Genomic DNA, 23,414 nt, shown 5'->3' on the forward strand with positions numbered 1-23,414 from the left:
CTCGTCCGGCTCGCCCGCCGCACCGGCGACCGCGCACGCGACCTGCCCGAGTCCGTCGTCAACCGCGTCGCCCGGTGGCTGACCCGCGTCCCCGGCGGCGCGCACTTCCGCGAACGCCTGCTCAACCCCGCCACCATCGACACTCGAGAAGAGGCCGAGTGGGCCTTCGGCGAAGCCCTCCCCGCCGGCCTCATCCTCGCCACCGAGGCGGCGTGAGGGTCCGCGTCCGGCGCGCGCTTGACATACCCGATGATTTCCCCTATCATTATATCATTATGACGCGGGCGCTTCGCATCATACGCTTCATGAAGCCGCCTGCATACGTCCAACGCTCAGGGTCCCGGGCGTCGTAGTGCCTCTCTTTTCGTTTCGGCCATTCACAGGCAAGACACACCGCGAATGCCCGTGACATTTTCGGGCAGGCTTTTCTCGTTCTTTTGTCGTGTTTGACCGAAAAGGGCGTCTGAATTATATCCAATCATCATTGACGAGCCCCTCATGAGTCGAAACCACCGCCTCGAGGTGGATGCGTGCATCGATCCCGCGTATCCGCCCGAAACGAGCATCGTCCTCCGCTACCGAAACGCCTTTCCCGTGGAGCCGACGGAGGAACGCGACGCCGCCTACAAGCAATGCCTCGAAGCCGTGAGCCTCGGCGAAGGCGCGCGCATCTTCCCCCTCATGCGCTACCGGGGCGTGGACCTCTTCGTCCTCGACGAAACCTCGTTCATGCACACGAAGACCATGCGCTCGATCGCCGGGTGCGTGATCATCGCCAAATGCAGACTGAACGGATACGACCGCGTGGTCTTCGAGTCGGGAGGCAACTCCGGCTCGGCGCTGACGGCGTACGGACAGGCGGCGGGGATGGAGACGTTCTTCTTCCTCCCCGAAGAGAACCTGCCGTTGATGAACAGCGCCACGTTCGCGCCCGAGACGGCGCACCTCATCGCCGTGGAAAAACCCGGAGAGGTGAAACGCGCCGCGCGGCAGTTTCACGAGCAGACGGGCATCCGCCACATCCCGCTCCTCGAATGGCGCTACGAAGCCTCGAAGTACCGGGGCTATTTCCTGCTCGAACACATCCTCGAACACGGGGGCTTCGACTGGATCACGCAGACGATCAGCGCCGCCTTCGGTCCCATCGGCATCTATTCGGTGCTGTGCAATCATGCCCGCGAGATCGGCGGCGTGCCGCGTTTCCTCGGCATTCAGCAAGCGGCCAACTGCCCCATGTACCGGGCGTGGCAGGCCCGGAGCGCCGCCGTCGAACCGGTGGAGATCGACTCGACCGACGGCCTGATCTCCCGCATCCTCTACGACGTGCGGCCCCACACGTACGGGACGTTCGACGAGCTGAAGCGGCTGCTCGAACACACCGACGGCGACATGACGGCCCTCGACGGGCGCACGTTCGTCGAGACGCTCACGAGCCCCATCGACGGGCAGACGGTGCTGGAGACATTCGGCGAGCACGGCATGGACGTGCCGGTGGGGGCAGACGGCGTGCCGGTGGAGCGGACGGGGCTGATGGCGCTCGTCGGGACGCTCAAGGAGATCGACGCCGGGACCATCGCGCGGGGCAGCCGGGTGCTGTGCTGCCTGACGAGCGCCCTGACCGAAGCCGACGGTCGGACCCGCCCGGACGGGCGCGTGCCGAGCGCGACCCTCGAAGCCGCCGTGACGGCCTACAGCCGCCGCATCCGCTCGCGCACGAACGAACGGGTACACTGACCCATCAGGCCCCGACGGGCGCGCGCCTTCGCCTCAAGAAGCACCAGCCATGGCCCATCCTTCCCCCTTCCCCTATTCGATGCCGGAGCATCAGCAGGCGCTCCGGGCGCGGTGCGCGCACCCCACGGGCGTCTTCACCCCCTTCGCGGAGGCGGACGTCGAGCAGTCCATCCCCGCGCGCTTCGAAGCGCAGGTGCGGCGTTTCCCCGGCCGCCTCGCCATCCGGGAGCGGGGGCGGGCGCTGACGTACGACGAACTCAACCGCCGGGCGAACCGCATCGCGCATGCCCTCCTCGACGCGCGCGGCGACGCCAACGAGCCGGTGGCGCTCCTCCTCGACAACGGCGCCGCCATGATCGCCGCCGTCCTCGGCACGCTCAAAGCCGGAAAGATCTTCGTCCCGCTCGATCCGGCGTATCCCCCCGCACGCACCGCGTACATGCTCGCCGACGCACGCGCGGCCGTGCTCCTGACCGACCGCCGCAACCGGGCGCAGGCCCTCGCCCTCGCCGGGAACGACCGCACGGTCCTGGAGGTGGAGACCCTCGTCGCCGGAGGACCGGACCACGACCCCGCCTGCCCCCTCACACCGGACACCTTCGCCTACCTCCTCTATACCTCCGGCTCGACCGGCCGCCCGAAAGGCGTCGTGCAGACCCATCGCGGGCAACTCCACGACGCGAAGAACTGGACGAACGGCGCGCACATCTGCCCGGACGACCGGCTCATGCTGCCCACCGCCTACACCCAACTCGGCGTGCAACTCTTCTCGGCAGCCCTCTTCAACGGCGCGAGCCTCTTTCCCTTCGACGTGAAGCGCGAGGGCATGAGCGGCCTCGCCGAAGGGCTCCACCGCGAGCAAATCACCGTCTTCCGCACCACCGCCACCCTCTTTCGCCACTTCGCCCGCACCCTCACCGGCGACGAGGCATTCCCCCACCTCCGGCTCATCCGGCTCGGCGGCGAACCCGTCTTCCGCCGAGACTGGGAGGCCTACCGAAAGCACTTCGGTCCCCATTGCCTCCTCTATAATGCGCTGGCGACCACCGAGACCGGGGCCATCACCGAATACCTGCTCGACCACGAGAGCACGTTCGAGGGAAACCGCGTGCCGGTCGGATACCCGGTGGCGGGCGCGGAGGTGCTTGTGCTCGACGAAGACGGCGCGGCGGTTCCTGCGGGCGAAGTGGGCGAGATCGTCGTGCGGAGCCGACACCATTCGCCGGGGTACTGGCGGCAGCCGGAGATCACGGCGGAGAAGTACCGGCCCGCCGGCGACGGCGTGTCGCGGCTCTATCACACGGGCGATCTCGGGCGGAAGACGCCGGACGGGTGTCTCGTGCACCTCGGGCGAAAGGACTTTCAGGTGAAGATCCGCGGCTTCCGGATCGAACCCGCCGAGGTCGAACGGGCGCTGGCCGGGGTGGCGAACGTGAAAGACGCCGTGGTGACGGCCTGGACGGACGAGGCGACGGGCGAGGCGAAGCTCGTCGCGTACGTGACGCCGCACGCGCGCCCCGCCCCCACCGCGAGCGCCTTCCGGGAAGCGCTTGCCCGGACGCTGCCCGACCACATGATCCCCGCCTCGTTCGTCGTGCTCGACGCCCTCCCGCAGACGCCCAACGGCAAGACCGACCGCCGCGCCCTGCCCGCGCCGGGTCGCGCGCGCCCCGACCTCGGCGTGGCCTACGCCGCACCGCGCACGCCCGCCGAGGCCGCGCTCGCCGAGATCTGGGCCGAGACCCTCGGGCTCGAAGGCGTCGGCATCCACGACCGCTTCCTCGACCTCGGCGGCGACTCGCTCCGCGCCATCGAGATCATCTCGCGCGTGCTCAATGCGTTCCGCGTGGAACTCCCGCTCCGTTCCCTCTTCGATGCGCCGACGGTGGCGGAGATGGCGGCCATGCTCGGGCGGCGACACGCCTCGGAGGATGCCGGCAGCCTCGAAGCGCGCACGAACCTGACGCGCAACCAACTCCTCATCTGGGTAGGGCAAAAACTCCACCCCGACGCGCCCCTCTACCATACCGCCGTCACGTTCACGATCGAGGGCGCCCTCGATCCGAAGCGGTTCCGGCGAGCGCTCCACAGCCTCGTGGCGGCGAGCGACACGCTCCGCACCGTCATCCGCGAGCGCGACGGCGTGCCGCGCCGGGAGGTCCTGCCCGCGCTTCCGCTCGCGGTCCCGCTCATCGACCTTTCGCGCGAGAGCGACCCCGAGGCGGCGTGCCGCGCGTGGACGAGCGCGCGCTGCCGGCTGCCGTTCGACCTCGCCGGGCGCCTTGTCGACGCCGCCCTCCTCCGGCTCGCAGCCGACCGCTTCGTCTTTTATCTCAACCAGCACCAACTCATTTGCGACGCCGTCTCATGCGCGCTCCTCCTCCGCCGCCTCGACGAAGCCTATGCCCGCGCGGAGGGCGGCGCACCGGAACCACCCGCGCTCCCGCCCTTCGAAGCGTATGCGGCATATGAACGGCAGGACCGCGCCACCCCGCGCTATCGGGCCGCGGAAGCGCACTGGCAGCGTGTGCTTGCCGAAGACCTTCCGCCAATCCCGTTCTTCGGGAAACCGGTGGAAAAACGCACGACGCGCATCCGCCGGGTCACCCGCGCGCTCGATGCCGCGCGGGCCGAGCGGGTGCGGGCGTTTGCGGCAGCGCAAAAAGGACTCCCCGGCCTGTGGACGTTCGGCATCTTCGGAGCGCTCCTCTTCGGCTGCCTCCACCACCTCAGCGGGGCGCGGCGGCTCGCGCTCGGCGCCCCCGTGCACAACCGTCCCGGACGCCGCTTCCGCGAAACCCTCGGGCTGTTCATGGAAGTGCTCCCGGTGCGCGCCACCGTGACGGCGGACGACTCCTTCCGCGCGCTCATGGAGAAGGTGGTGGACGCATACACGGCGGGTCTGAAACACACGCCGTACGCCGTCGCGAAGAAGGCGTACGACGTCGTTCTGAACTACAATCCTCCCCTCTTCCCCGACACCTTCGGCGGCGTGCCCGTGACGTTCGAACGCGTGCATACCGGCCACGAACGCGAGAGCCTCGCGCTTCACGTCTACGACGAAGGCGCGGGGCGACCGATGACGCTCCACTTCGAGTTTCACACCGACGTCTTCACCGAGACCCGGGCCGACCGGACCGTCGCGCTCTTCCTCGGGATGATGGAGACCTTCCTCCAGGACGCCGGGCGGCCGGTCGGCGCGGCGGGACCGTTCGAACCGGCGGCGAGGCCCGGCCTCGAGCGCGGCGACGGGGCCGTCCGTACCCATAGGCCGGAGCCCTCCGTGACCGTTCACGGCCATGCGGAGACGAAGCGGGCGGAGCGCCCCCCCTACGCGCCGCCGCGCACGGAGATCGAGCGCGCCCTCGCAGCCGTGTGGCAGGCCGTGCTCGGTGTGGAGCGCGTGGGCCGCCGCGACGACTTCTTCGCCCTCGGCGGCGATTCGATGCATGCCGTGGAGGTCGTCGCACGGGCGCGGCGGGTAGGGCTCGCCTTCACCCTTCGGCAGCTTTTCGAGCACCCCCTCCTCGCCGACCTCGCCGCGCTCGAAAGCGCAGCCGCCGCGCCGACGGGGCCCTCGCTCGTGGCCGTTCAGCCCTGCGGCGCCAGGCCGCCGCTCTTCTGCGTGCCTCCCCACGGCGGGACCAACCTCATCTTCACCGACCTCGCCCGATGCCTCGGCGACGACCAGCCGGTCTACGGACTGGAGCCGGTCGGACTCCGGGGAGAGGCCGCGCCGCATGCCCGCGTCGAGGCGATGGCGGCGCATTACCTCGCCGAGATCCGCGCCCTTCAGCCGGAGGGACCGTACTATCTCGGAGGCAAATGCTTCGGCGGGATCGTCGCCTTCGAAATGGCGCAACAGCTTCACGCACAGGGACAGGACGTGGGCCTCCTCGCCCTTTTCGACGTGATGCGTCCCCCGAACCTCGCTCCTCCTAAGCCGCCGGATCCGGCGGACCGCACCTTCGCCTATTATGCGCGACGCTTCTTCTTTCGCCTCCGGCGCGGAGAGCTTGCCGAAGTGGTGCGCGTACGTTTGAAGAAGCAATGGCGGAGGGTGGCACACTGGTGGCGGCACTACCGGAAAAACCCCCATCTCCACACCATCCGCAGCGCACACAAGGAGGCGCGGCATCGCTACGTAGCGGAGCCGTATCCCGGCGAACTCGTCTTCTTCCGCGCTGCCGAAGCCGGAGACAGAGGAGTGGAGCGCGTGCGCCGGAAGTGGGAGCGCCTGGCCGTGGGCCGCGTGACCGTGCACGTGACGCCGGGCGACCACCGTTCGATGATGCGCCCGCCGCACGTCGAGGCGCTCGCCGAACGGCTCAAGCCGTATCTCGGCGCGCGGGCGCTTCGGTGAGCGCCGCCGCCAGGCGGGGAAGCGCCTCGCCAAGCCGCGCTTCGAGGCGCACCGTGGCGTGGGCGTCGCCGCGCGTCGGACCGAGGTTCACGATGGCGACGGGCATCGACCGCCGAACGGCCTCTCGCACGAAACGATAGCCCGAATAGACCGCGAGCGAGGAGCCTGCCACGAGCAAGACGTCGGCGGCGTCGAAGAGCCGCCAGGCCGCCGCCACCCGTTCGCGCGGGACGTTTTCGCCGAAGAAGACCACGTCCGGCTTGAGCACGCCGCCGCACCGGAGGCAGCCGGGCACGTCGAAGGCGCGGGTCGCCTCGGGCGCGAGTTCGGCGTCGCCGTCCGGGGCGATCTCAGCGGGGCGGGAGGCCCATCCGGGGTTGCGCATGAGCAGTCGCCGCTGAAAGACGTCGCGTCGTTCGGTGGCGCCGCAGCCGAGGCACCGCACCCGCGCCAGTGCGCCGTGAAGCGCCACCACGCGGCGGCTCCCGGCGGCCTCGTGCAGCCCGTCCACGTTCTGCGTGATGACCCCGCACACGGAGCCCGCTCGCTCCATGCGGGCAAGGGCGTCGTGGCCCGCGTTCGGCCGCGCCCCAGCGATGCGCGGCCATCCGGCGGCGCTCCGGGCCCAGTACCGCTGCCGCGCTTCCGGGTCGTGCAGGAAGGCCCGGTGACGGATGGGGTTGCGCGCGCGGCGGCGCGTCTCCGGCCCGCGATAGTCCGGGATGCCCGACTCCGTGCTGCACCCCGCGCCGGTGAGCGCGACGATGCGCCGGTCGCGAAGGTGCGCGACGAGCGCGGAGAAAGCGTCGGGCGGCGGCATCAGCCCGCCTCCGGCGCTTCGATCGACGCGTCGGAGGCCTCCGCGCGGTGGATGAGCGCCTCGGCCGTCTCATGCCCGAGGTACCGGTCCATCACCCAGTGCGCCGCATAGATGAGCGGCGTGATGACCACGGCGATGAGGAACTTGTAGCCGTAGTTGAAGAGCGTGATCGCCAGGATCTCCTGAAACGAAAGTTGCCCGACGAAAGCCACCGTGAGCACCACGAACGTGTCGAGGAACTGCGAGCCGAACGTCGAGCCGGTGGCGCGAAGCCAGAGGTGGCGTCCGTGCGTGAGGCGGCGCAGCCAGTGAAACAGCGAGATGTCGGCGAGCTGCCCGAGGACGTACGCCGTCAGGCTTCCGACGATGACGCGCCCCGTCGCGCCGAAGACCTGATCGAAGGCGGCATCCGGCACCGGCGAGATGCCCGCCGCCGGCGTCGCCATGGCGATCTGAAGGATGCCGAACTCGAAGATGATCATCACCATCCCCACATACGTGAGGAAACGGATGCCGGGCTTGCCGTAATACTCGTTGACCAGGTCGGTGATGATGAACGTGACGGGAAAAGCGATCACGCCCGCCGTCATGATGACCTCGTCGAACGTCTGCCCGAAGAGGGTGATCGTGAAGGGCAGTTCGAAGGCGGTGAAGAACTTGCTCGCCGTCGCCTCGGCCACCACGAGCGCCGTGATGAAGATCGCCGAGCAGACGACGTACAGCTTTTGCGGGCGGCTCAGGGTATAGGCGTGGGAAGACATGCGTTTCCGGTCGGCGTGGGAGGGCGCTTCCGAAGATAGCCGCTTTCTTTCAAACGGGAAACGACGATCGGCGGTCGCGGTCAGGTCTGATCGGTGCGCAGACGTTCGAGGAGGTCGCTGAGGTGTTCGTGCTCTTCCGGGCTGAGGTGCCGCGTGAGGCGCGCCACGGCGCCATCGACGGCGCCGTCCATGCGTTCGAGCAGCGCCAGCCCTTTCTCCGTGATCCCCACTTCGACGACGCGGCGGTCCCGCTGGGCGCGGGCGCGGTGGATGAGGTCGTTGCGTTCGAGGCGGTTGAGCAGGCGCGTCACGTCCGGCGTGCGATCGAGCAGGCGAGCCCCGATGTTGCTGCACGTCATCGCCTCGGGGTGGCTCCCGCGCAGAATACGAAGGACGTTGTATTGCGCCGGAGTGATGCCGAAGGGCGCCATGGCGGCGGTGAGTTCACTCGTCAACCACGAACTCGTGACCAGGATGTTGAACATGGCTTCCTGTCCCGGGGAGGGGAACCGTTCTTGTTGAATGAGGTCCGCGAGCTTCATACGATGCGTGGAGGGATCGCAAGGAAAAGGGGCGTTTCCGAGAGGCGCGCCGGAATACTTGTTCCAACGGGCACGTACCGACAAACGCCGCATCCGTTCCGGCGTTCCTCCGCGCGGGGCTACGCGGCGTCGGCCTCGGCCGTGGGCAGCGTAAAACCGAACGTGGAGCCGCGCCCGGGACTGCTTTCGACCATGAGGGTGCGGTCGTGCGCGCCGAGGATATGCTTGACGATGGCGAGCCCGAGGCCCGTGCCGCCCTGCGCGCGCGAACGGCTCTTGTCCACCCGGTAGAAACGCTCGGTCAGACGCGGGAGGTGCTCCGGAGCCAGGCCGATGCCGTTGTCGACGACGGAGACCTTCACTTCCCCCGAGGCGAGGGGCCGCGCCACGATCTCCACACTTCCGCCGCGGTCATTGTATTTGATGCCGTTCTCAGCCAGGTTGATGAGCACCTGCCGGATGCGGCTGCCGTCGCCCATCACCGGCGGGAGCGTCTCCGGCGCCCGATAGCGGAGCGAGATGCCCTGCTCCTCGGCAATGGGCTCGAGCAGCTCCACCACGTCGCGCACCACGCGCCGGAGGTCGAACGGCTCATGCTCCATCTTCAACTCGCCCGTCTCGATGCGCGAGATCTCGGCCAGGTCGGCGGCGAGGTTGCTCAGCCGGCCGGCGTTGCGGAGGATTTTCTCGACGAAGGACCGGTTGACGTCCGCATCGTCGAGTGCGCCATCGAGCAGGGTCTCGGCAAAGCCGCGAATGGAGAAGATCGGCGTTTTGAGTTCATGCGAGACGTTGCCGAGGAACTCGCGACGATAGTTCTCGACCTTTTTGAAGGCGCACAGGTCCTTTTCGAGCGCCTGCCCGGTGCGGTAGACCTCGGCGAGCAGCCGGTCGAGTTCGTCGCCGGCGGAGCGGCGCGTCGCCGCGAGATCGTCGAAGCGGTGGCGGCGGATCTGCTCAAGCGTGGCGGCGGCCAGCGCCAGCCGCGCGGCGAGCATCCGGCGCGCGACGCCGTAGGCGACGGCTCCCAGCGCGAGACCAAAGACGAGCGCGAGGCCGAAGACGAGCGCGAGGCCCGGACGTCCGAGGTCGAAGGCGAGACCGAGCGCGAGACCGAGCGCCGCCGCCGCCCCGCCCACCGCCAGCCCCATCTTCGCGGCCAGCCCCGGCCTCACACGCCGCGCCCCCGGAGCGGCGCCCGCTTCCGAAGCGTCGGAGACGTCAAAGGCGTCCCGGGAAAAAGGTTGCCTGTCGCTCATCACAAGGGAGAAACGTTTTTCATAGGTTCGCCCGGGCGCGCTATCCTTTGAACCGATAGCCCACACCCTTGACCGTTTCGATATAGCCGTCGCCGAGCTTTTCCCGAATCTTTCGCACGTGCACGTCCACGGTGCGATCCACCACGTACACGTCGCGCCCCCATACCTGATCGAGGAGGACCTGCCGGCTGAACACCTTGCCGGGCCGGGCCGCCAGAAAGCGGAGCAGTTCGAACTCCTTTCGCGGAAAACGGAGGGCCTCGCGCTCGCCGTCGCGCGTGCGATAGACGAGATAGCGGTCGCGGTCGATTTCGAGGTCGTGGATGCGGAGCAGGTCCGGCGGCGTCTCATACCGGTGGGCGCCGCGGAGGAGCGCCTTCGCCTGGCTGAGCAATACGGGGATGGAGATGGGCTTCGTCAGGTAGATGTCCGCCCCGACGTCGAGCCCCCGGACGTGCGTTTCCTCTTCGCTTCGGGCCGTCAGCATCATGATGGGGACGTGGCGGAGGCGCGCGCTCTGGCGCAGCCGCCGGCAGGCCTCGATGCCGTCCATCCGGGGCATCATGACGTCGAGGACGACGAGGTCGGGCGGCTCCGTTTCGGCGGACTCGAGCGCTTCCACGCCGTCGCGCGCGCGCCGCGTCTCGAAGCCGGCGCGCCGCAGGTTGTATTGCAGAAGGTCGAGGATGTCCTCTTCGTCATCGACGAGGAGGATCACGGGCGTGTCGGCGTTTTGCGCTTCGGCTTCCATGGTGATCGGGTGGGGCATCATGGCGAAAGACGGGGTAGGGTTCGGGGGAAAATTACACGCCGCGCCGGGCCGTCATGTTACCGCAGTATTAAAAACATATTCCCCGAGCGGTCGTAAAAGGCCGCGTTCGAACGATTTAGGCGTAGCTTCACACGTTCAAGCGCCGGCGCGCGGGCGCGGAGCCACGATCCGGCAAACATGAAAAGAGGACCGGCAGACATGAGAAGAGGCATTCGAGGCGGGCTGTGGGCGATGGTGGTGGCGGCGCTGCTCGGGACGTTCGGGGAGGCGGCCGGGCAGGATGCGCACGCCGTCACCCTCGCGGCGGTCAAATACGGCGGCGGCGGGGACTGGTATCAGGCGCAGACGCCGTTGCCGAACTTCATCCGGTTCGTGCAGGAGAACACCCTCATCGACGTCGCGCCCGAGGCGAAGGTGGTCGAACTCACGAGCGACAAGCTCTTCACGTTCCCCTTCCTCTTCCTCTCCGGCCACGGCAACGTCAGGCTCAGCGAGGACGAGGCCGCCCGGCTCCGGCGATACCTCATCGGCGGCGGCTTCCTCTACGTAGACGACGACTACGGGATCGACAAGTACATCCGGCGGGAGATGAAGAAAGTCTTCCCCGAACTCGAGTTCGTCGAACTGCCGTTCGGGCATGAGATCTACCACACCCACTTCGAGTTTTCGAACGGCCTGCCGAAGATCCACGAGCACGACGGCAAGCCGCCGCAGGGCTTCGGCCTGATCTACGGCGGGCGGCTCCTCGTCTATTATACGTACGAGACGAACATCAGCGACGGGTGGGAGTCGCCCGAGGTGCACCACGATCCGCCCGAGAAGCGCCGGGCCGCCCTCCAAATGGGCGCGAACATCCTGGCGTACGCCCTGATGCATTGAGCGACGGCCGGGCCGGCGGCCTGTTTACGACATACGCACAGCGAAACACCCAACGAATCACAGCCCGCCCCCGGCCATGCGCATCCTCCTTTCCCTTCTCGCCGGTTTTGCCCTTGCCGTGCTCGTCTTCACCAACCCCGGCATGGATGATTTTCAGGCATTCGTCCGGGCGCGCTCGGAGACGGTGATCCGGGAAGAGGCGGGCGAAGGGACCTTCGGGCGCATGCTCTCGCGCTTCGGCGCGCAGGTGGCGGGCGCGCTCGTCAACCGCGTCAGCGACCGCGACAACTACGGCCTCTTCAGCGTCTACACCATCGACTTCGGCGGCGACGGACAAGCGGACGAGCGGTGGCGCTTCGTCGGTGCGGCGGGCCGTTTCTTCGAGATCGACGCGCCGGCCTCCCTCCGCAACGGCCGGAGGCGATAAAAGAAAAATTCGCGGGTTAGAAAAAGGGATTCTCTGTACCTTGCACCCGATCCCGGCCGCCGGTTCTTATCCACATTGGCATTCGAAAAAGAGATGACCGAACTCGAACGGAACGACCCCGAAGTGTATCGCGCCATTGAACAGGAGGTGGAGCGCCAGAACAACGGCCTCGAGCTGATCGCCTCCGAAAACTTCGTCTCGAAGGCGGTGCTTCAGGCGATGGGCTCCGCGCTGACGAACAAGTATGCCGAGGGCCTGCCGGGCAAGCGCTATTACGGCGGCTGCCGGTTCGTGGACGTGGCCGAGAACCTCGCGCGCGACCGGGCGAAGACCCTCTTCGGCGCGGAGTGGGTGAACGTGCAGCCGCACTCGGGCGCTTCGGCCAACGCCGCCGTCTACCTGACGCTCCTCCAACCCGGCGACACCTTCCTCGGGCTCGACCTCGCGCACGGCGGCCACCTGACGCACGGCAGCCCGGTCAACTTCTCCGGCCTCCTCTATCACGCCGAGTATTACGGCGTCGAGAAAGACGGGCCGATGGCGGGCCGCATCGACATGGACAAGGTGCGGGACAAGGCGCGCGCCCTCCGCCCGAAGATGATCTCCATCGGCGCGAGCGCCTACCCGCGCGACTTCGACTATGCCGCTTTCCGCGCCATCGCCGACGAGGTGGGGGCGTTCCTCTGGATGGACATGGCGCATCCGGCGGGCCTGATCGCCGCCGGCTTGCTCAACGACCCGTTGCCGCACGCGCACATCGTCTCGACGACCACCCACAAGACGCTTCGGGGGCCGCGCGGCGGGATGCTCCTCCTCGGCCAGGACTACGAGAACCCGTTCGGGAAGGTCGCCCCGAAGAGCGGGCGCGTCAAGCGGATGAGCGAACTGTTCGACTCGGCGGTGTTCCCCGGCACGCAGGGCGGCCCGCTGATGCACGTCATCGCGGCGAAGGCGGTGGCCTTCGGCGAGGCGCTCCGGCCCTCGTTCAAGGCCTACGCCGAACAGGTGATTAAGAACGCGAAAGCCATGGCCGATGCCTTCCTCGAACGCGGCTACGAGGTCGTCTCCGGCGGCACGGACAACCACCTGATCCTGATCGATCTCCGCAACAAAGGCCTCACGGGCAAGACGGCGGAGGCGGCGCTTCAGGCGGCCGAGATCACGGTGAACAAGAACATGGTGCCCTACGACGACAAGAGCCCCTTCGTCACGAGCGGCATCCGGCTCGGCGCGCCCGCGATGACCACGCGCGGCTTCACCGAAGACGAGTTCCGGCACGTCGTCGCCATGGTCGACCGGGTGCTGGCGCGCCCCGGCGACGAGGACGTGGCGGCGGAGGTGCGGGGCGAGGTGCACGAGCTGTGCCGCCGCTTCCCGCTCTACGATTTCGTGGTGGCCTGAGCCGGGGGCCGGAACGGATCGCGGGGCCGGACGGTTCACGCTATTCCGGCGGCCCGCCGCACCGCCGCCCGCATGATGACGAGGAGCCGCCGCGAGGAACGGCGCCTCCACCTTGACCTCCAGACACACCATGGCCAACGGTACGTTAAGCTCATCCTCTTATGCCGACCTCGTGGATCTGGGTCGCCGCCTCTACGACCGCGCGCTCGTGCGACGGGAGCAGGAAGCCATCACCGACCCGCGCGGGCAACCCATCGGGTGGCTGCTCGACACGCGCATGCCGATGCTCGACGGCGCGCTCTTCAGCGAGGTGGGCGAGGTGCTGGCCGAACGACTGCGGACCAAAGGCGTGCATCAGGTGGCGGGCTTCGGCTTCGGCGCGTTCGCGCTGGTGTGCGCCGCGCTCTCGGCCCCCGGCGCCCCGCGCTTCTGCGGCGGCTTCATCCGCGAGAAACGCAAACCCCACGGCCGACGCCGCCTCGTCGAAGGTCCGCTCGACCGCAGCCGCCCCGTCGTCCTGCTCGACGACATCCTCAACAGCGGCCGGAGCGCCTCGCGCGCGCTCTCGCTCCTGCGCGGCGACGGCTTCGAGGTGGTCGGCATCATGACCCTGTTCAACTTTACCTGGAGCGGCGGGCGCGCCCGCATGGAAGCGCAGGGCCTCTGGGTAGACGCTCTGCTCGACCTCAACCTCCGCGACAGCAGCCGGAGTAGCTCCGACTCCGCCTGAAACCCTTTGGCGCGCCTTCCGTTCGCCTGTGAATCCCCAACCTTGAGCCGCGATCCATGAAACGCTTCGGGACACGCACCGCCGAGAAGAAGCTCCCCGCCGGAATGCAGGGGGACGGCGCGGCCCGGCCCCCGGAGACGCCCTCACAGGCGGAAATGGCGGAGATGTCGTTTCTCGACCACCTCGAAGAACTGCGATGGGCGCTCATCAAGGGGCTCGGCGGCATCCTCTCCGTGACCATCGTGGCGCTCTTCTTCCGCCGCTGGATCATCGAAAACATCCTCCTCGGCCCGAAGAAGCCCGACTTCTTCATGTACAAGCTCTTCGGCATCGAGGCTACGGAGTTCGTGCTTCAGAACCGCACCATCACCGGGCAGTTCTTCGCCGACATCGGGACGGTCATCGCCGTCGGCGTCGTGCTCGGCTCGCCGCTGTTCGTCTACAGCATGTGGCGCTTCATCGAGCCGGGGCTGTATCCGAACGAGCGGAGCGGGCTGCGCTTCGCGGCCGTCTTCGCGACGTTCTTCTTCATGCTCGGCATCGCCTTCGGCTACCTGATCATCACGCCGCTGGCGCTGCAGTTCTTCGCCAACTATAGCATCTCCTCGGAAATCCAGAACGAGTTCGACATCACCAGGTACTTCAGCATGGTGACGTTCTGGTCGTTCGGCGTCGGGGTCCTCTTCGAGTTGCCGGTGGTGATCTACTTCCTGGCGAAGCTCGGCATCGCCACGCCCGAGATGTTGCGCCGTTTCCGCAAGTATGCCCTGATCGTGACGCTGATCCTCGGCGCGGTCTTTACGCCGCCGGACCCGATCTCGCAGGTGCTCGTGGCGATGCCGTTGCTCCTGCTCTACGAGCTGTCGATCCACATCGCCGTGGTCGTCGAACGGCGCCAGGCGCGGGCGATGAAAAAGGCGCTCGAATAGACCGGGACGACGCCGCCGAACCCAGGCATTTATACGGGGATCCCGTAACTTTTAGAGACACCGCCGCGCTAAACTTCGGACGGTTTTCCTCTGTACCCAGCCCGCAGGTCCGTTGTGATGAAGAAAAAGGCGCTCTTTCTCTCCGTGTTTTTCATGGCCACGCTCGCGCTCGGCATTTTCGTCGGCTTCTGGATGCCGCGCGACGACGACTTTTTCGCCCTTCGAAAGAACTATCAGATCTTCGGGGCGCTCTATGAGGAGCTGGTCGTCGGCTACGTGGACAAGCTCGATCCGGAGAAGATGATGCACACCGGCATCGACGCGATGCTCCGCGACCTCGATCCGTACACCAATTTCTACGACGAGGTCGACAATTCCGACATCGACATCATCACGCGGGGGCGATACGGCGGGGTGGGCCTGAGCGCGGCGGTCTTCAACGGCAAGATCACCGTGACGGCGCCGGTGGAGGGCACGAGCAGTTACAAGCAGGGCGTGCGCGCCGGCGACGTGATCACGCAGGTGGCCGGGCAATCGACCGAGGGGATGACGCTCGACGACGTGCGCAACCTGCTGCGGGGCGAGCCCGGCACGTCGGTCGAGATCACGGTGCGGCGTGAGGGCGAGCCGGATCCGTTGCACTTCGTGCTGATGCGCGAGGAGGTGCGGCTGAAGAACGTGGCCTACAGCGGCTTCCTCGGCGACGACCCGGCCTCGGGCATCGGCTACATCAAGCTCGAACGGTTCGCCAACGAAGCGCCGGCGGAGGTGCGGAAAGCGCTTCAGGAGCTTCAAAAGACGGGCGCGCTGCGCGGGCTCATCCTCGACCTGCGCGACAACCCCGGCGGGTTGCTCGAAGCGGCCGTCGAGATCACCGGGCTGTTCGTGCCGCAGAACGCCGCCATCGTCTCGACGCGGGGCCGGCTGCCGCAGAGCAAACACGTCTACCGTACGAAGCAGCCGCCCCTGGCCCCGGAGCTGCCGCTCGTGGTGCTCATGAACGAGCTGAGCGCCTCGGCCAGCGAGATCGTCGGCGGGGCCGTGCAGGACCTCGACCGGGGCCTCGTCGTCGGCACGCGATCCTTCGGGAAAGGGCTGGTTCAGATCGTCCGCCCGCTGCCGTACAACACCTCGCTCAAGCTGACCACGGCGCGGTATTACACGCCGAGCGGACGCAGCATCCAGGCCATCGACTATGGCGAGCACGACGGCTCCTCGGTGGCCATCGCCGACTCGCTCCGCCGCGCTTTTCTCACCGCGCACGGGCGCACGGTGATGGACGGACGCGGCATCGAGCCGGACGTGGAGGCCTCCCTCGGAACCCCGAGCGCGCTCGAACGGGCGCTCGACCGCCGGGCCGCGTTCCTCTTTTACGCCAACCACTTCGCCGCCGAACACCCGCTTCCGGAGACGGGCAACGACCGCGAGGCGCGCTTCTTCGAGCGCTTCGGAACCCCGGACGCCGAGGGCGACTTCGTGGTGACGGACGAGACGCTGGCGGACTTCCGGGCCTGGCTCGAGACGCAGGGCTTCTCGTACCGCACCGCCGCCGAGCGCGAGCTGGACGAGTTGGCCGAGAAGCTCGAAACGAGCGGCTACGATGAGACGAGCGACGAGATGGAGCGGCTCCGCGATGAGATCCGGCGCGAGAAGGCCGCCGACTTCGAGCGGCATCGCGAGCGGCTGAAGGCGCGGCTCCGCGACGAGATCCTGGCCCGCTACCTCGGCGAGTCGGCGCAGATCCGCACGTCGCTCCTGCGCGACGCACAGGTGCGCGCCGCCGAGCAAATGCTTCGAGACACCGCCGCCTACGCCCGGGCGCTCGGCGGGCGCTGACCTTGGCGCTCGCGCAGATCCTCGCGCTCGTCGGAGCCGGTCTCGCCGGGGGCTTTCTCGGCGGTCTGATCGGCGTGGGGGGCGGCGTCGTCTTCACCCCCGTGCTCTTCTTCTATTTTCAGCGCCTCGGCGTGGCCCCGGAAGCGCTCGCGCCGCTCACCATCGGCTCCAGTCTTTTTTGCACGCTCGTCGTGGCCGCGGCGAGCGCGTGGTTTCAATGCCGGCGCAAGGCCGTGCGCCCGCGTGTGGCCCTCGGCACAGGCCTTTCGAGCGTCGTCGCGGTGTACCTGACGACGCGCTTCGTGACGACGCAGCCGTGGTACGACGCCCGGGTCTTTCAGCTCGTCTTCAGCCTCGTTCTTGTCGTGGTCGTGGCGCGGATGGTGTGGCCCCGGCGCGTGGTTTCGAACGAGGGCTCCGAGCGACGAGCCGGCGGGCCGGTGCTCGCCGGTGTGGGCGCGGCGGCGGGAGCCGTGGCCTCCGCGGCAGGCGTGGGCGGAGGCGTGGTGCTCGTCCCGGCGTATCACGGCTTCCTCCGCATGCCGGTGGCCGTGGCCGTGGGCACCTCGAGCGCCACCATCGCCGTGATCGCGCTCGCGGGCGTGATCAGCTATGCCGTGACGGGCCAGGGAGCGCCCGTGCCCGAGACGGCCCTCGGATACGTCGACGTGGGACGAGCCCTGCTCCTCTCGGCGCCGGCCCTCCTCTCGGCGCGTTTCGGCGTGCGCCTTGCCCACCGCATCGACACCCGCGCGCTCCGCCTCATCTTCGCCGCCGTCGCCTGCTTCGTGGCCGCGCGCCTGATCCTCGGCGCGCTCGGCGGCTGACCTCGAAGTCAAGCGAAAAGCGCGGTCTCTTCGGGATAGTCGCGCACACGCAAGCTCGGCGGCAGATCATGCCAGTTGCTCCCTTTGTTGTCCTGCGTGCCCATACGCCGGGCCCAGACGCTGCCCAACTGTTTGAAAAAGAAGCGGACGTCCTTCTCCCGACATTGCCTCAAAATATCCCGCACCCATGCTTCTTCCATCGGCCTTGCATGCCACCCGCTTTCTCCTCCCACGATCACCCAGTGAATACCGTCGAGGTTGAGTTCCGGCAGCGGCCCGAGCAAAGGTTCGAGCGAGAGAAAGCGGACGTGCGCCGACGTGCGCCGAAGATGATCCACCCGGTGGAGCACGCGATCGTCCTCGACGCTCGTGCCCATCCACACGTTCGGCGGCCACTCGATGACGGCATTGAGCGCCGCCGCGCGTTCGGGCCGTTTCGTGAGCACCTGAAACGTATGCCGGCGGGCTTGTCTCATCACCTCGAAGACTTGCAGAATGAATTCCGTGGGAACGCCCGGATGAAACAGGTCGCTCATCGAGTTCACGAAAATGATCCGGCTTTTCTTCCAGCGCAAAGGCGCCTCCAGCGTCTCGGGATGAATCCTGACGACGCCGTTGAAGTGGTTTTTGCCGGGATTCACCAGCCCTTTGTACTTCTCCTGTCCCATCCGCGCCAGCCGCTTCGTCAGGAACACGGCATAGCAGTGGTCACATCCCGCCGAAGCGCGGGTGCACCCCGTGACGGGGTTCCAGGTTGCCTCGGTCCATTCGATGCTGCTGGTGGCCATGACGATTTCCGGGAACGTTCTTTCGTCTGAGATGGAAATATATGCAATCTATGTGCATCAGAAAATATGTGCGACCGATCGCTTCTCATTTCAGAAGGTATTGCGCGATTCGGAGCGCAATGGAAGCGCCTTTCGGGTTGGCGGCGGCAAAGCACAACAGGTAGAGGGGACTCTTCCGAGCATTGCGCATCATGCGCGGGTTGGAGGCCACCGCCGGGAAGATGCTCTTGAGACGCTCGTTGTAATAATCGGCAATCGCTTGTGGGGTGGCCGTCTTAAGCTTGTGCTCCTCCTCCCCGAAAAGGGTCTGCTCCTTTCTTACCGCATAGAAGGCCGTGCGCCATTCCTTCGTGCCGAAAACACGATCCAGACGGTCTTCCCACGCCGGATTAATTTCCCCTGACCGCACGAGGAGGCGGTTCACGCCCACGCCGAGCGGAAACCAGATCCATACGTCGATGGCCTTGGTGTCCGCAATGGCTTCCATGGTTTCCCAGTTGACCTGCATGCCTGCCGGATCCAGAAAAAGCACCGCCCGGCGTCTGGTCCAGTCGCTTTTTTGACAGAGCTCCCGCAAGCGATCGTTGGCGTCTCCTTCCATCACCCGGATGCGTTTGTCTGGATATTTTTCCTGGAGTTTGACCAGGTTTGCGGCTGCCAAAGGATCGTTTTCGATGAAAAGGTATTTCTCGAAGCCGGGCTCCAGCGACAGGGCTCGCCTGGCAGAACCATGAATCAGCTCGCGGACTTCTTCAAAGAGATCCTTTTTGCCTGATGCGGCAAGCCGAATGGACCCGTCGCCCGCAAAGGCGTCGATGTACCATCGCTCGAAACGCTGCTTTTTGAGAGCCGTCAGGTAGGCTTTCAGATAGTTTTCGATGATGTCCAGCTTTTCTCGGGTCCATGATCCCCCAAATTCTCGCGCCATGACATGAATGTTTGGAGTTCGGGAAACACACTTCTTTATCCGTTAAACACGAAACTTGCCGATTCATAACTTTCGCCGCCGTCGCCTGCTTCGTGGCCGTGCGCCTGATCCTCGGCGCGCTCGGCGGCTGAGACGCGCTTCTCCTCCGCCTGCCTGACATCGTCCCCCGCATCCCGTATTTTGCCGCCCCCGCGCCTTCTCACCCTTCGTCATCATCCCCATCCACGCTCCATGAAACGCCTGTTCCTTCCCGCGCTTCTCCTTGCCCTCGCCGCGCCCGCAACGGCGCAGCCCGCCGCCCTCACCGTCAAAAAGATCATGCAGGACCCCGACGAGTGGATCGGCGGCCTGCCCTCGTCGCCGTTCTGGTCCGAAGACGGGGAAACCCTGTATTTCCGGTGGAACCCGCAGGGCCGGTTTCCTTCCGACTCGCTCTACGCCGTCTCGCGAACGGGCGGCGCGCCGGTGCAGCTCGCCCCGGACGAACGGCGCCGCGTGGAGCGCAGCCCCTCCTTCGACGGGTGGCATCACGGCGAGCACGTCTATGACCGCGACTTCCGGCGGAAGGTGTACGAGCGCGACGGCGACCTCTTCGTCTATGACCGCCTCACGGGCGAGCGCCGCCGCCTGACCCGCACCCGCGACCGCGAGACGAACCCGCACTTCACCGCCGACGGCGCGGGCGTCGTCTTCGAACGCGACGACAACCTCTTCCGCCTCGACTTCGCCACCGACGCCGTCATACAACTCACCGACCTTCGCGCGGGCAACGAGCCGAAGGAGAAGCAACCCGACGCCCAGGATGCTTTCCTCAAGGCCCAACAGCTCGAACTCTTCGAGGTCATCCGGGAGCGAAAAGAGCGGCGCGAAGCGCGTGAAAAGGCGCGGGAGCGGGAGCACAGGGCCGAAGGCGCGCCGCCCACCTTTTACACCGGCAAGAAACGCGTGCAACAGCTTCGCCTCGACCCCGCCGGGCGCTTCGTCTCGTTCGTCCTCGCCGAGACGCCGCCGCCGAAGCGGACCCTCGTGCAGGCGTACGTCACCGAGTCCGGCTATGCCGAAGACCTCAACGCCCGCGCCAAGGTGGGCGCGCCGGGCGGCGCCTCGACGCTCTACCTTCAAGACCTGAGCCGCGACACCACGTACGCCGTCGATCTGTACCGGCTGCCGGGCGCGTACGACGTGGTGCCGGCGCATCGGCGCGAGGAGGGCGTCGCGCCGGACTCTTCGAAAAAAACGCGCACGCTGTTTGCGTACGGCCCGTTCTGGAGCGGCGACGGGCGCTTCGCCGTGCTCGAAGTGCGCACGCGCGACAACAAGGACCGGTGGATCGCCCGCCTCGACCCCGAAACCGGCGGCCTCACCGTGCTCGACCGGCAGACCGACGAGGCGTGGATCGCGGGGCCGGGCATCTCGTGGTTCGGCGGCGGAAGCACGATGGGCTGGCTCCCCGACGACCGGCGCTTCTATTTTCAGAGTGAAAAGACCGGATACAGCCACCTCTATACGGTCGATGTGGAGACGGGCGCGATCCGGCAACTCACCGACGGCGCCTTCGAGGTCTTCGACCCGATGGTCTCAAAGGACGGGCGGACGTGGTTCTTCACGAGCAGCGAGGGCTCGCCGTTCGAACGACACTTCTACCGCATGCCCATCGACGGCGGCGAACGAACGCGCCTGACGACGATGACGGGCAACAACGCCGTCGCGCTCAACCCGGACGAGCAACGCATGGCGCTCCGGTATTCGTTCACGAACCGGCCGTGGGAGATCTACCTTCAGTCGCCCGGCGACGAGGCCCGCCGCGTCACACACTCGACGACCGAGGCCTGGGAGGCCTATCCCTGGCGCGCGCCGGACATCATCCGCATCGAGGCCTCGGACGGCGCGCGCGTGCCGGCGCAGATCTTCCTCCCCGAGCATCCCAACGGCGGCGCGGTGCTCTTCGTCCACGGCGCAGGCTACCTGCAAAACGTGCACAAGTGGTGGAGCGGCTACTTCCGAGAATATATGTTCCACAACCTCCTCACGGACCGGGGTTACGTGGTGATGAACGTGGACTATCGCGCCTCGGCGGGCTACGGGCGCGACTGGCGCACGGCCATCTACCGGCACATGGGCGGGCGCGACCTCCAGGATTACGTCGACGCCTCGCGATACCTGCAGGCCGAGCACGGCATTGCCCCGGAGCGGGTCTTCATCTACGGCGGCTCGTATGGCGGCTTCCTCACGCTCATGGGCCTGTTCACCGCGCCGGAGCGCTTCGGCGGCGGGGCGGCCCTCCGCGCCGTCACCGACTGGGCGCATTACAACCACACCTATACGGCGAACATCCTCAACACACCCGTCGAGGACTCGCTCGCCTTCGCCCGCTCCTCACCGATCTATTTCGCCGAGGGCCTCGAAGATCCGCTCCTCATCGCGCACGGCATGGTGGACACGAACGTGCATTTTCAGGACGTGGTGCGCCTGGCGCAGCGGCTCATCGAACTGGGCAAGGAAAACTGGGAGATGGCCGTCTACCCCGTCGAGAGCCACGGTTTCGTCGAGCCTTCGAGCTGGACGGACGAATACCGACGCATCCTCAAATACGTCGAGATGACCGTCGGCCCCCACGCGGGCGCGCGGCTCCCGGTGATGGAATAGTTCGGGGTCCGAACGTCCGAGACGGGCAGAGGGAACGGTGGGGGGTATGAATGTTGGGTGTTTGAGGGTACAGACCGGGCAAACGTGAGCCCCTGACGCCGAACGCCGCGAGCCCCCTTGACGCGACCGAAGGGGGCTCGCCTGACGCAAGCCGCCGGACGAGCCCCTTGACGGCCGCGAACACCGTGCGCCTTTCCTCACAGATGCACCGTGAGCGTCGCGCCGAAGAGATGGCCGTTGAAGTGGTATCGGCCCGAGTTCACCGTCGTGGCCGGTTGTCCCGGTTCAGGCTCACGCACGCGGCCCGCGCGTTCCTTCTGGCCGAGGTACTGATACGCCACGTTCACGGCAAAGCGGGGAGACGCCTGCCACGTGAAGCCTGCGGTGACGTGGTTGCGATCCGCCTCCGGGAGGAGGGGCGTCACCGTCTCGTCGGGCGCGGCGGCCTGGTTGAAGAGATATCCGGCCCGCAGCGTCAGCGTCTCGCTCATCGCATACTGCCCGCCCACGCGGATCCCGATCGTGTCGTCATAATTTTCGATCTGCACCGTATTCAGCGCCGGGTTGTCGAATTCGAGCTTGATCTCGTCGAACTTCGACCACTGCGTCCACTGAACGTCCGCGAGCACGGTGAGCCGGTCGGAGGCCGCATAGCTCACGCCGGCGACGAACTGCGCCGGCATCTCGATGGACGTCCGGACGCCCTGATCGCTGAGCAAGCCGCCGGAGCCGAACAGCCCGGCGCCCTGGAGCACCGCGTCGAGGGGCGTCCCCACCGGGAGACCGAAGGGGTTGGCGTCCGGAAGCACGATGCCCGTCGGGACGGCCTCGAAGTGCGCGTCGCCGTCATAGTCGAGCTTGATGCCCGTCATATATCGCACGCCGACATTGAGCCGGTCGGTGAGTTGGAAGAGCGCGCCCACGTTGGCTCCGACGCCCGTGGCCCCGCTGCCTTCGAGCCGCGCATCGGCGAAGGCGGTGTGAAACGGGATGCCCAGTTGCGCGAACGTCACGCCCGGCGGCAAGCCCGGCACGGGCTGCGTCGAGAGGTCGAGCCGCCGCCGCAGCTTCACGCTCCCGATGGCGAAGGTGAGCCCGCCGCCGACGGTCACCCGTTCGTGTAGCCGATAGGCGAGCGTCGGCTGGAGGTAGATCGACTGCAGGCCGTTGTCATAGCCGAGGAAAGCCCCGTCGAAATCCGCGGGCCAGACGGTGTCGAGACCATAAGGCACATAGACGCCCAGCCCTGCCGAAAAGCGGTCGGTGAAGCCATAGACGGCATACACGTGCGGCGCGGGGATCGGGTCGTTCTCCAGGTTCGTGACCGCGCCCGTGGCGTCGTCCGTGAAGTCGCCGTCGGCAACCACGAGGGTCACGCCGCCGCTGAGCGTCAGCCCCCGGCGCCCGACGAGGCCCGCGGGGTTGTAGAAGATGGCCGATCCGTCGTCGCACGGAAGCGCCACCGCCGTCTCGGCCCGGCCCATGGCGCAGGTGCTCTGTTCATAAATGCCGAAGCCCTGCGCGCGGACCGTTCTTCCCGAAAAAGCAAAGGCCGCCAGCGCCACGAACACGCCGAGCAGCCGTATCGTCAGATGAGATTTTCCATACCGTTTCATTGTTTTCCTCCTTCCGTCAAAATCAGCGATTCACTTGCACGCGACGCGCCTATATACTCCGGAAGGGAAGGAAATGCTGTCGTAACTCGCCGCCCCGTCGTGTAGGGCACGGCCCCTTCAACCTGTAGGGGATCCCCCTACATCTCGGCCGGGGCC

The 23,414-nt window shown here is 67.1% G+C and carries 19 protein-coding genes; 11 read left to right on the forward strand and 8 right to left on the reverse strand.

The window, feature by feature from the left end; genetic code table 11:
- The 3 genes from AC1HIY_RS01245 to AC1HIY_RS01255 form a co-directional block, all read left to right on the forward strand.
- Positions 1-216, forward strand: a 216-nt coding sequence (locus tag AC1HIY_RS01245; RefSeq protein WP_479574882.1) for a hypothetical protein, incomplete at its 5' end; no start/stop codon positions are given.
- Between the two features lie 282 nt (positions 217-498).
- Positions 499-1,734, forward strand: coding sequence for a pyridoxal-phosphate dependent enzyme (locus tag AC1HIY_RS01250; RefSeq protein ID WP_479574883.1), 1,236 nt, complete (start codon positions 499-501; stop codon positions 1,732-1,734).
- Positions 1,735-1,783: 49 nt separating this feature from the next.
- Positions 1,784-6,097 (forward strand): amino acid adenylation domain-containing protein, encoded by a 4,314-nt coding sequence (locus AC1HIY_RS01255; protein ID WP_479574884.1) that lies wholly within the window; start codon positions 1,784-1,786, stop codon positions 6,095-6,097.
- Here AC1HIY_RS01255 and AC1HIY_RS01260 read toward each other — a convergent pair.
- From AC1HIY_RS01260 to AC1HIY_RS01280, 5 genes are all read right to left on the reverse strand, one after another.
- On the reverse strand, positions 6,063-6,917 hold the full coding sequence (locus AC1HIY_RS01260) for an NAD-dependent protein deacetylase (protein WP_479574885.1): 855 nt from the start codon (positions 6,915-6,917) through the stop codon (positions 6,063-6,065). The genes AC1HIY_RS01255 and AC1HIY_RS01260 overlap by 35 nt on opposite strands.
- Positions 6,917-7,678 (reverse strand): queuosine precursor transporter, encoded by a 762-nt coding sequence (locus AC1HIY_RS01265; RefSeq protein WP_479574886.1) that lies wholly within the window; start codon positions 7,676-7,678, stop codon positions 6,917-6,919. The genes AC1HIY_RS01260 and AC1HIY_RS01265 overlap by 1 nt, the downstream gene beginning before the upstream one ends.
- A gap of 80 nt (positions 7,679-7,758) precedes the next feature.
- Positions 7,759-8,220, reverse strand: a complete 462-nt coding sequence (locus AC1HIY_RS01270; RefSeq protein WP_479574887.1) for a MarR family winged helix-turn-helix transcriptional regulator — start codon at positions 8,218-8,220, stop codon at positions 7,759-7,761.
- Between the two features lie 119 nt (positions 8,221-8,339).
- Positions 8,340-9,479, reverse strand: coding sequence for a sensor histidine kinase (locus AC1HIY_RS01275; RefSeq protein WP_479574888.1), 1,140 nt, complete (start codon positions 9,477-9,479; stop codon positions 8,340-8,342).
- A gap of 40 nt (positions 9,480-9,519) precedes the next feature.
- Positions 9,520-10,251, reverse strand: a complete 732-nt coding sequence (locus AC1HIY_RS01280) for a response regulator transcription factor (protein ID WP_479574889.1) — start codon at positions 10,249-10,251, stop codon at positions 9,520-9,522.
- A gap of 198 nt (positions 10,252-10,449) precedes the next feature.
- On the opposite strand from AC1HIY_RS01280, the gene AC1HIY_RS01285 reads away from it, so the two are divergent.
- The 7 genes from AC1HIY_RS01285 to AC1HIY_RS01315 all read left to right on the forward strand — a co-directional run bounded on the left by AC1HIY_RS01285 (position 10,450) and on the right by AC1HIY_RS01315 (position 17,280).
- Positions 10,450-11,130, forward strand: coding sequence for a DUF4159 domain-containing protein (locus AC1HIY_RS01285; RefSeq protein WP_479574890.1), 681 nt, complete (start codon positions 10,450-10,452; stop codon positions 11,128-11,130).
- 76 nt (positions 11,131-11,206) lie between these two features.
- Entirely contained in the window at positions 11,207-11,557 is a 351-nt protein-coding gene (locus AC1HIY_RS01290; protein WP_479574891.1) for a DUF4359 domain-containing protein, read from the forward strand.
- A 93-nt stretch (positions 11,558-11,650) separates the two neighbouring features.
- Complete coding sequence (gene glyA, locus AC1HIY_RS01295) at positions 11,651-12,958, forward strand: serine hydroxymethyltransferase (RefSeq protein ID WP_479574892.1); 1,308 nt, start codon at positions 11,651-11,653, stop codon at positions 12,956-12,958.
- Between the two features lie 130 nt (positions 12,959-13,088).
- Positions 13,089-13,688, forward strand: coding sequence for an orotate phosphoribosyltransferase (locus AC1HIY_RS01300; RefSeq protein WP_479574893.1), 600 nt, complete (start codon positions 13,089-13,091; stop codon positions 13,686-13,688).
- Positions 13,689-13,744: 56 nt separating this feature from the next.
- Positions 13,745-14,617, forward strand: coding sequence for a twin-arginine translocase subunit TatC (gene tatC, locus AC1HIY_RS01305; protein WP_479574894.1), 873 nt, complete (start codon positions 13,745-13,747; stop codon positions 14,615-14,617).
- 117 nt (positions 14,618-14,734) lie between these two features.
- Positions 14,735-16,453: a S41 family peptidase gene (locus tag AC1HIY_RS01310; RefSeq protein ID WP_479574941.1), complete on the forward strand. Its 1,719-nt coding sequence runs from the start codon at positions 14,735-14,737 to the stop codon at positions 16,451-16,453.
- A gap of 2 nt (positions 16,454-16,455) precedes the next feature.
- Positions 16,456-17,280, forward strand: a complete 825-nt coding sequence (locus AC1HIY_RS01315; RefSeq protein ID WP_479574895.1) for a TSUP family transporter — start codon at positions 16,456-16,458, stop codon at positions 17,278-17,280.
- Positions 17,281-17,288: 8 nt separating this feature from the next.
- On the opposite strand, the gene AC1HIY_RS01320 is transcribed toward AC1HIY_RS01315, so the two are convergent.
- Complete coding sequence (locus tag AC1HIY_RS01320; RefSeq protein WP_479574896.1) at positions 17,289-18,068, reverse strand: DUF5131 family protein; 780 nt, start codon at positions 18,066-18,068, stop codon at positions 17,289-17,291.
- 85 nt (positions 18,069-18,153) lie between these two features.
- Complete coding sequence (locus AC1HIY_RS01325; protein ID WP_479574897.1) at positions 18,154-18,996, reverse strand: three-Cys-motif partner protein TcmP; 843 nt, start codon at positions 18,994-18,996, stop codon at positions 18,154-18,156.
- A gap of 231 nt (positions 18,997-19,227) precedes the next feature.
- Here AC1HIY_RS01325 and AC1HIY_RS01330 point away from each other — a divergent pair, with 231 nt between their 5' ends.
- Entirely contained in the window at positions 19,228-21,642 is a 2,415-nt protein-coding gene (locus AC1HIY_RS01330) for an alpha/beta fold hydrolase (RefSeq protein ID WP_479574898.1), read from the forward strand.
- Between the two features lie 197 nt (positions 21,643-21,839).
- On the opposite strand, the gene AC1HIY_RS01335 is transcribed toward AC1HIY_RS01330, so the two are convergent.
- Positions 21,840-23,258, reverse strand: coding sequence for an OmpP1/FadL family transporter (locus tag AC1HIY_RS01335; RefSeq protein WP_479574899.1), 1,419 nt, complete (start codon positions 23,256-23,258; stop codon positions 21,840-21,842).
- Positions 23,259-23,414: the final 156 nt, after the last annotated feature.

The organism is Rhodocaloribacter sp. (assembly GCF_056451265.1).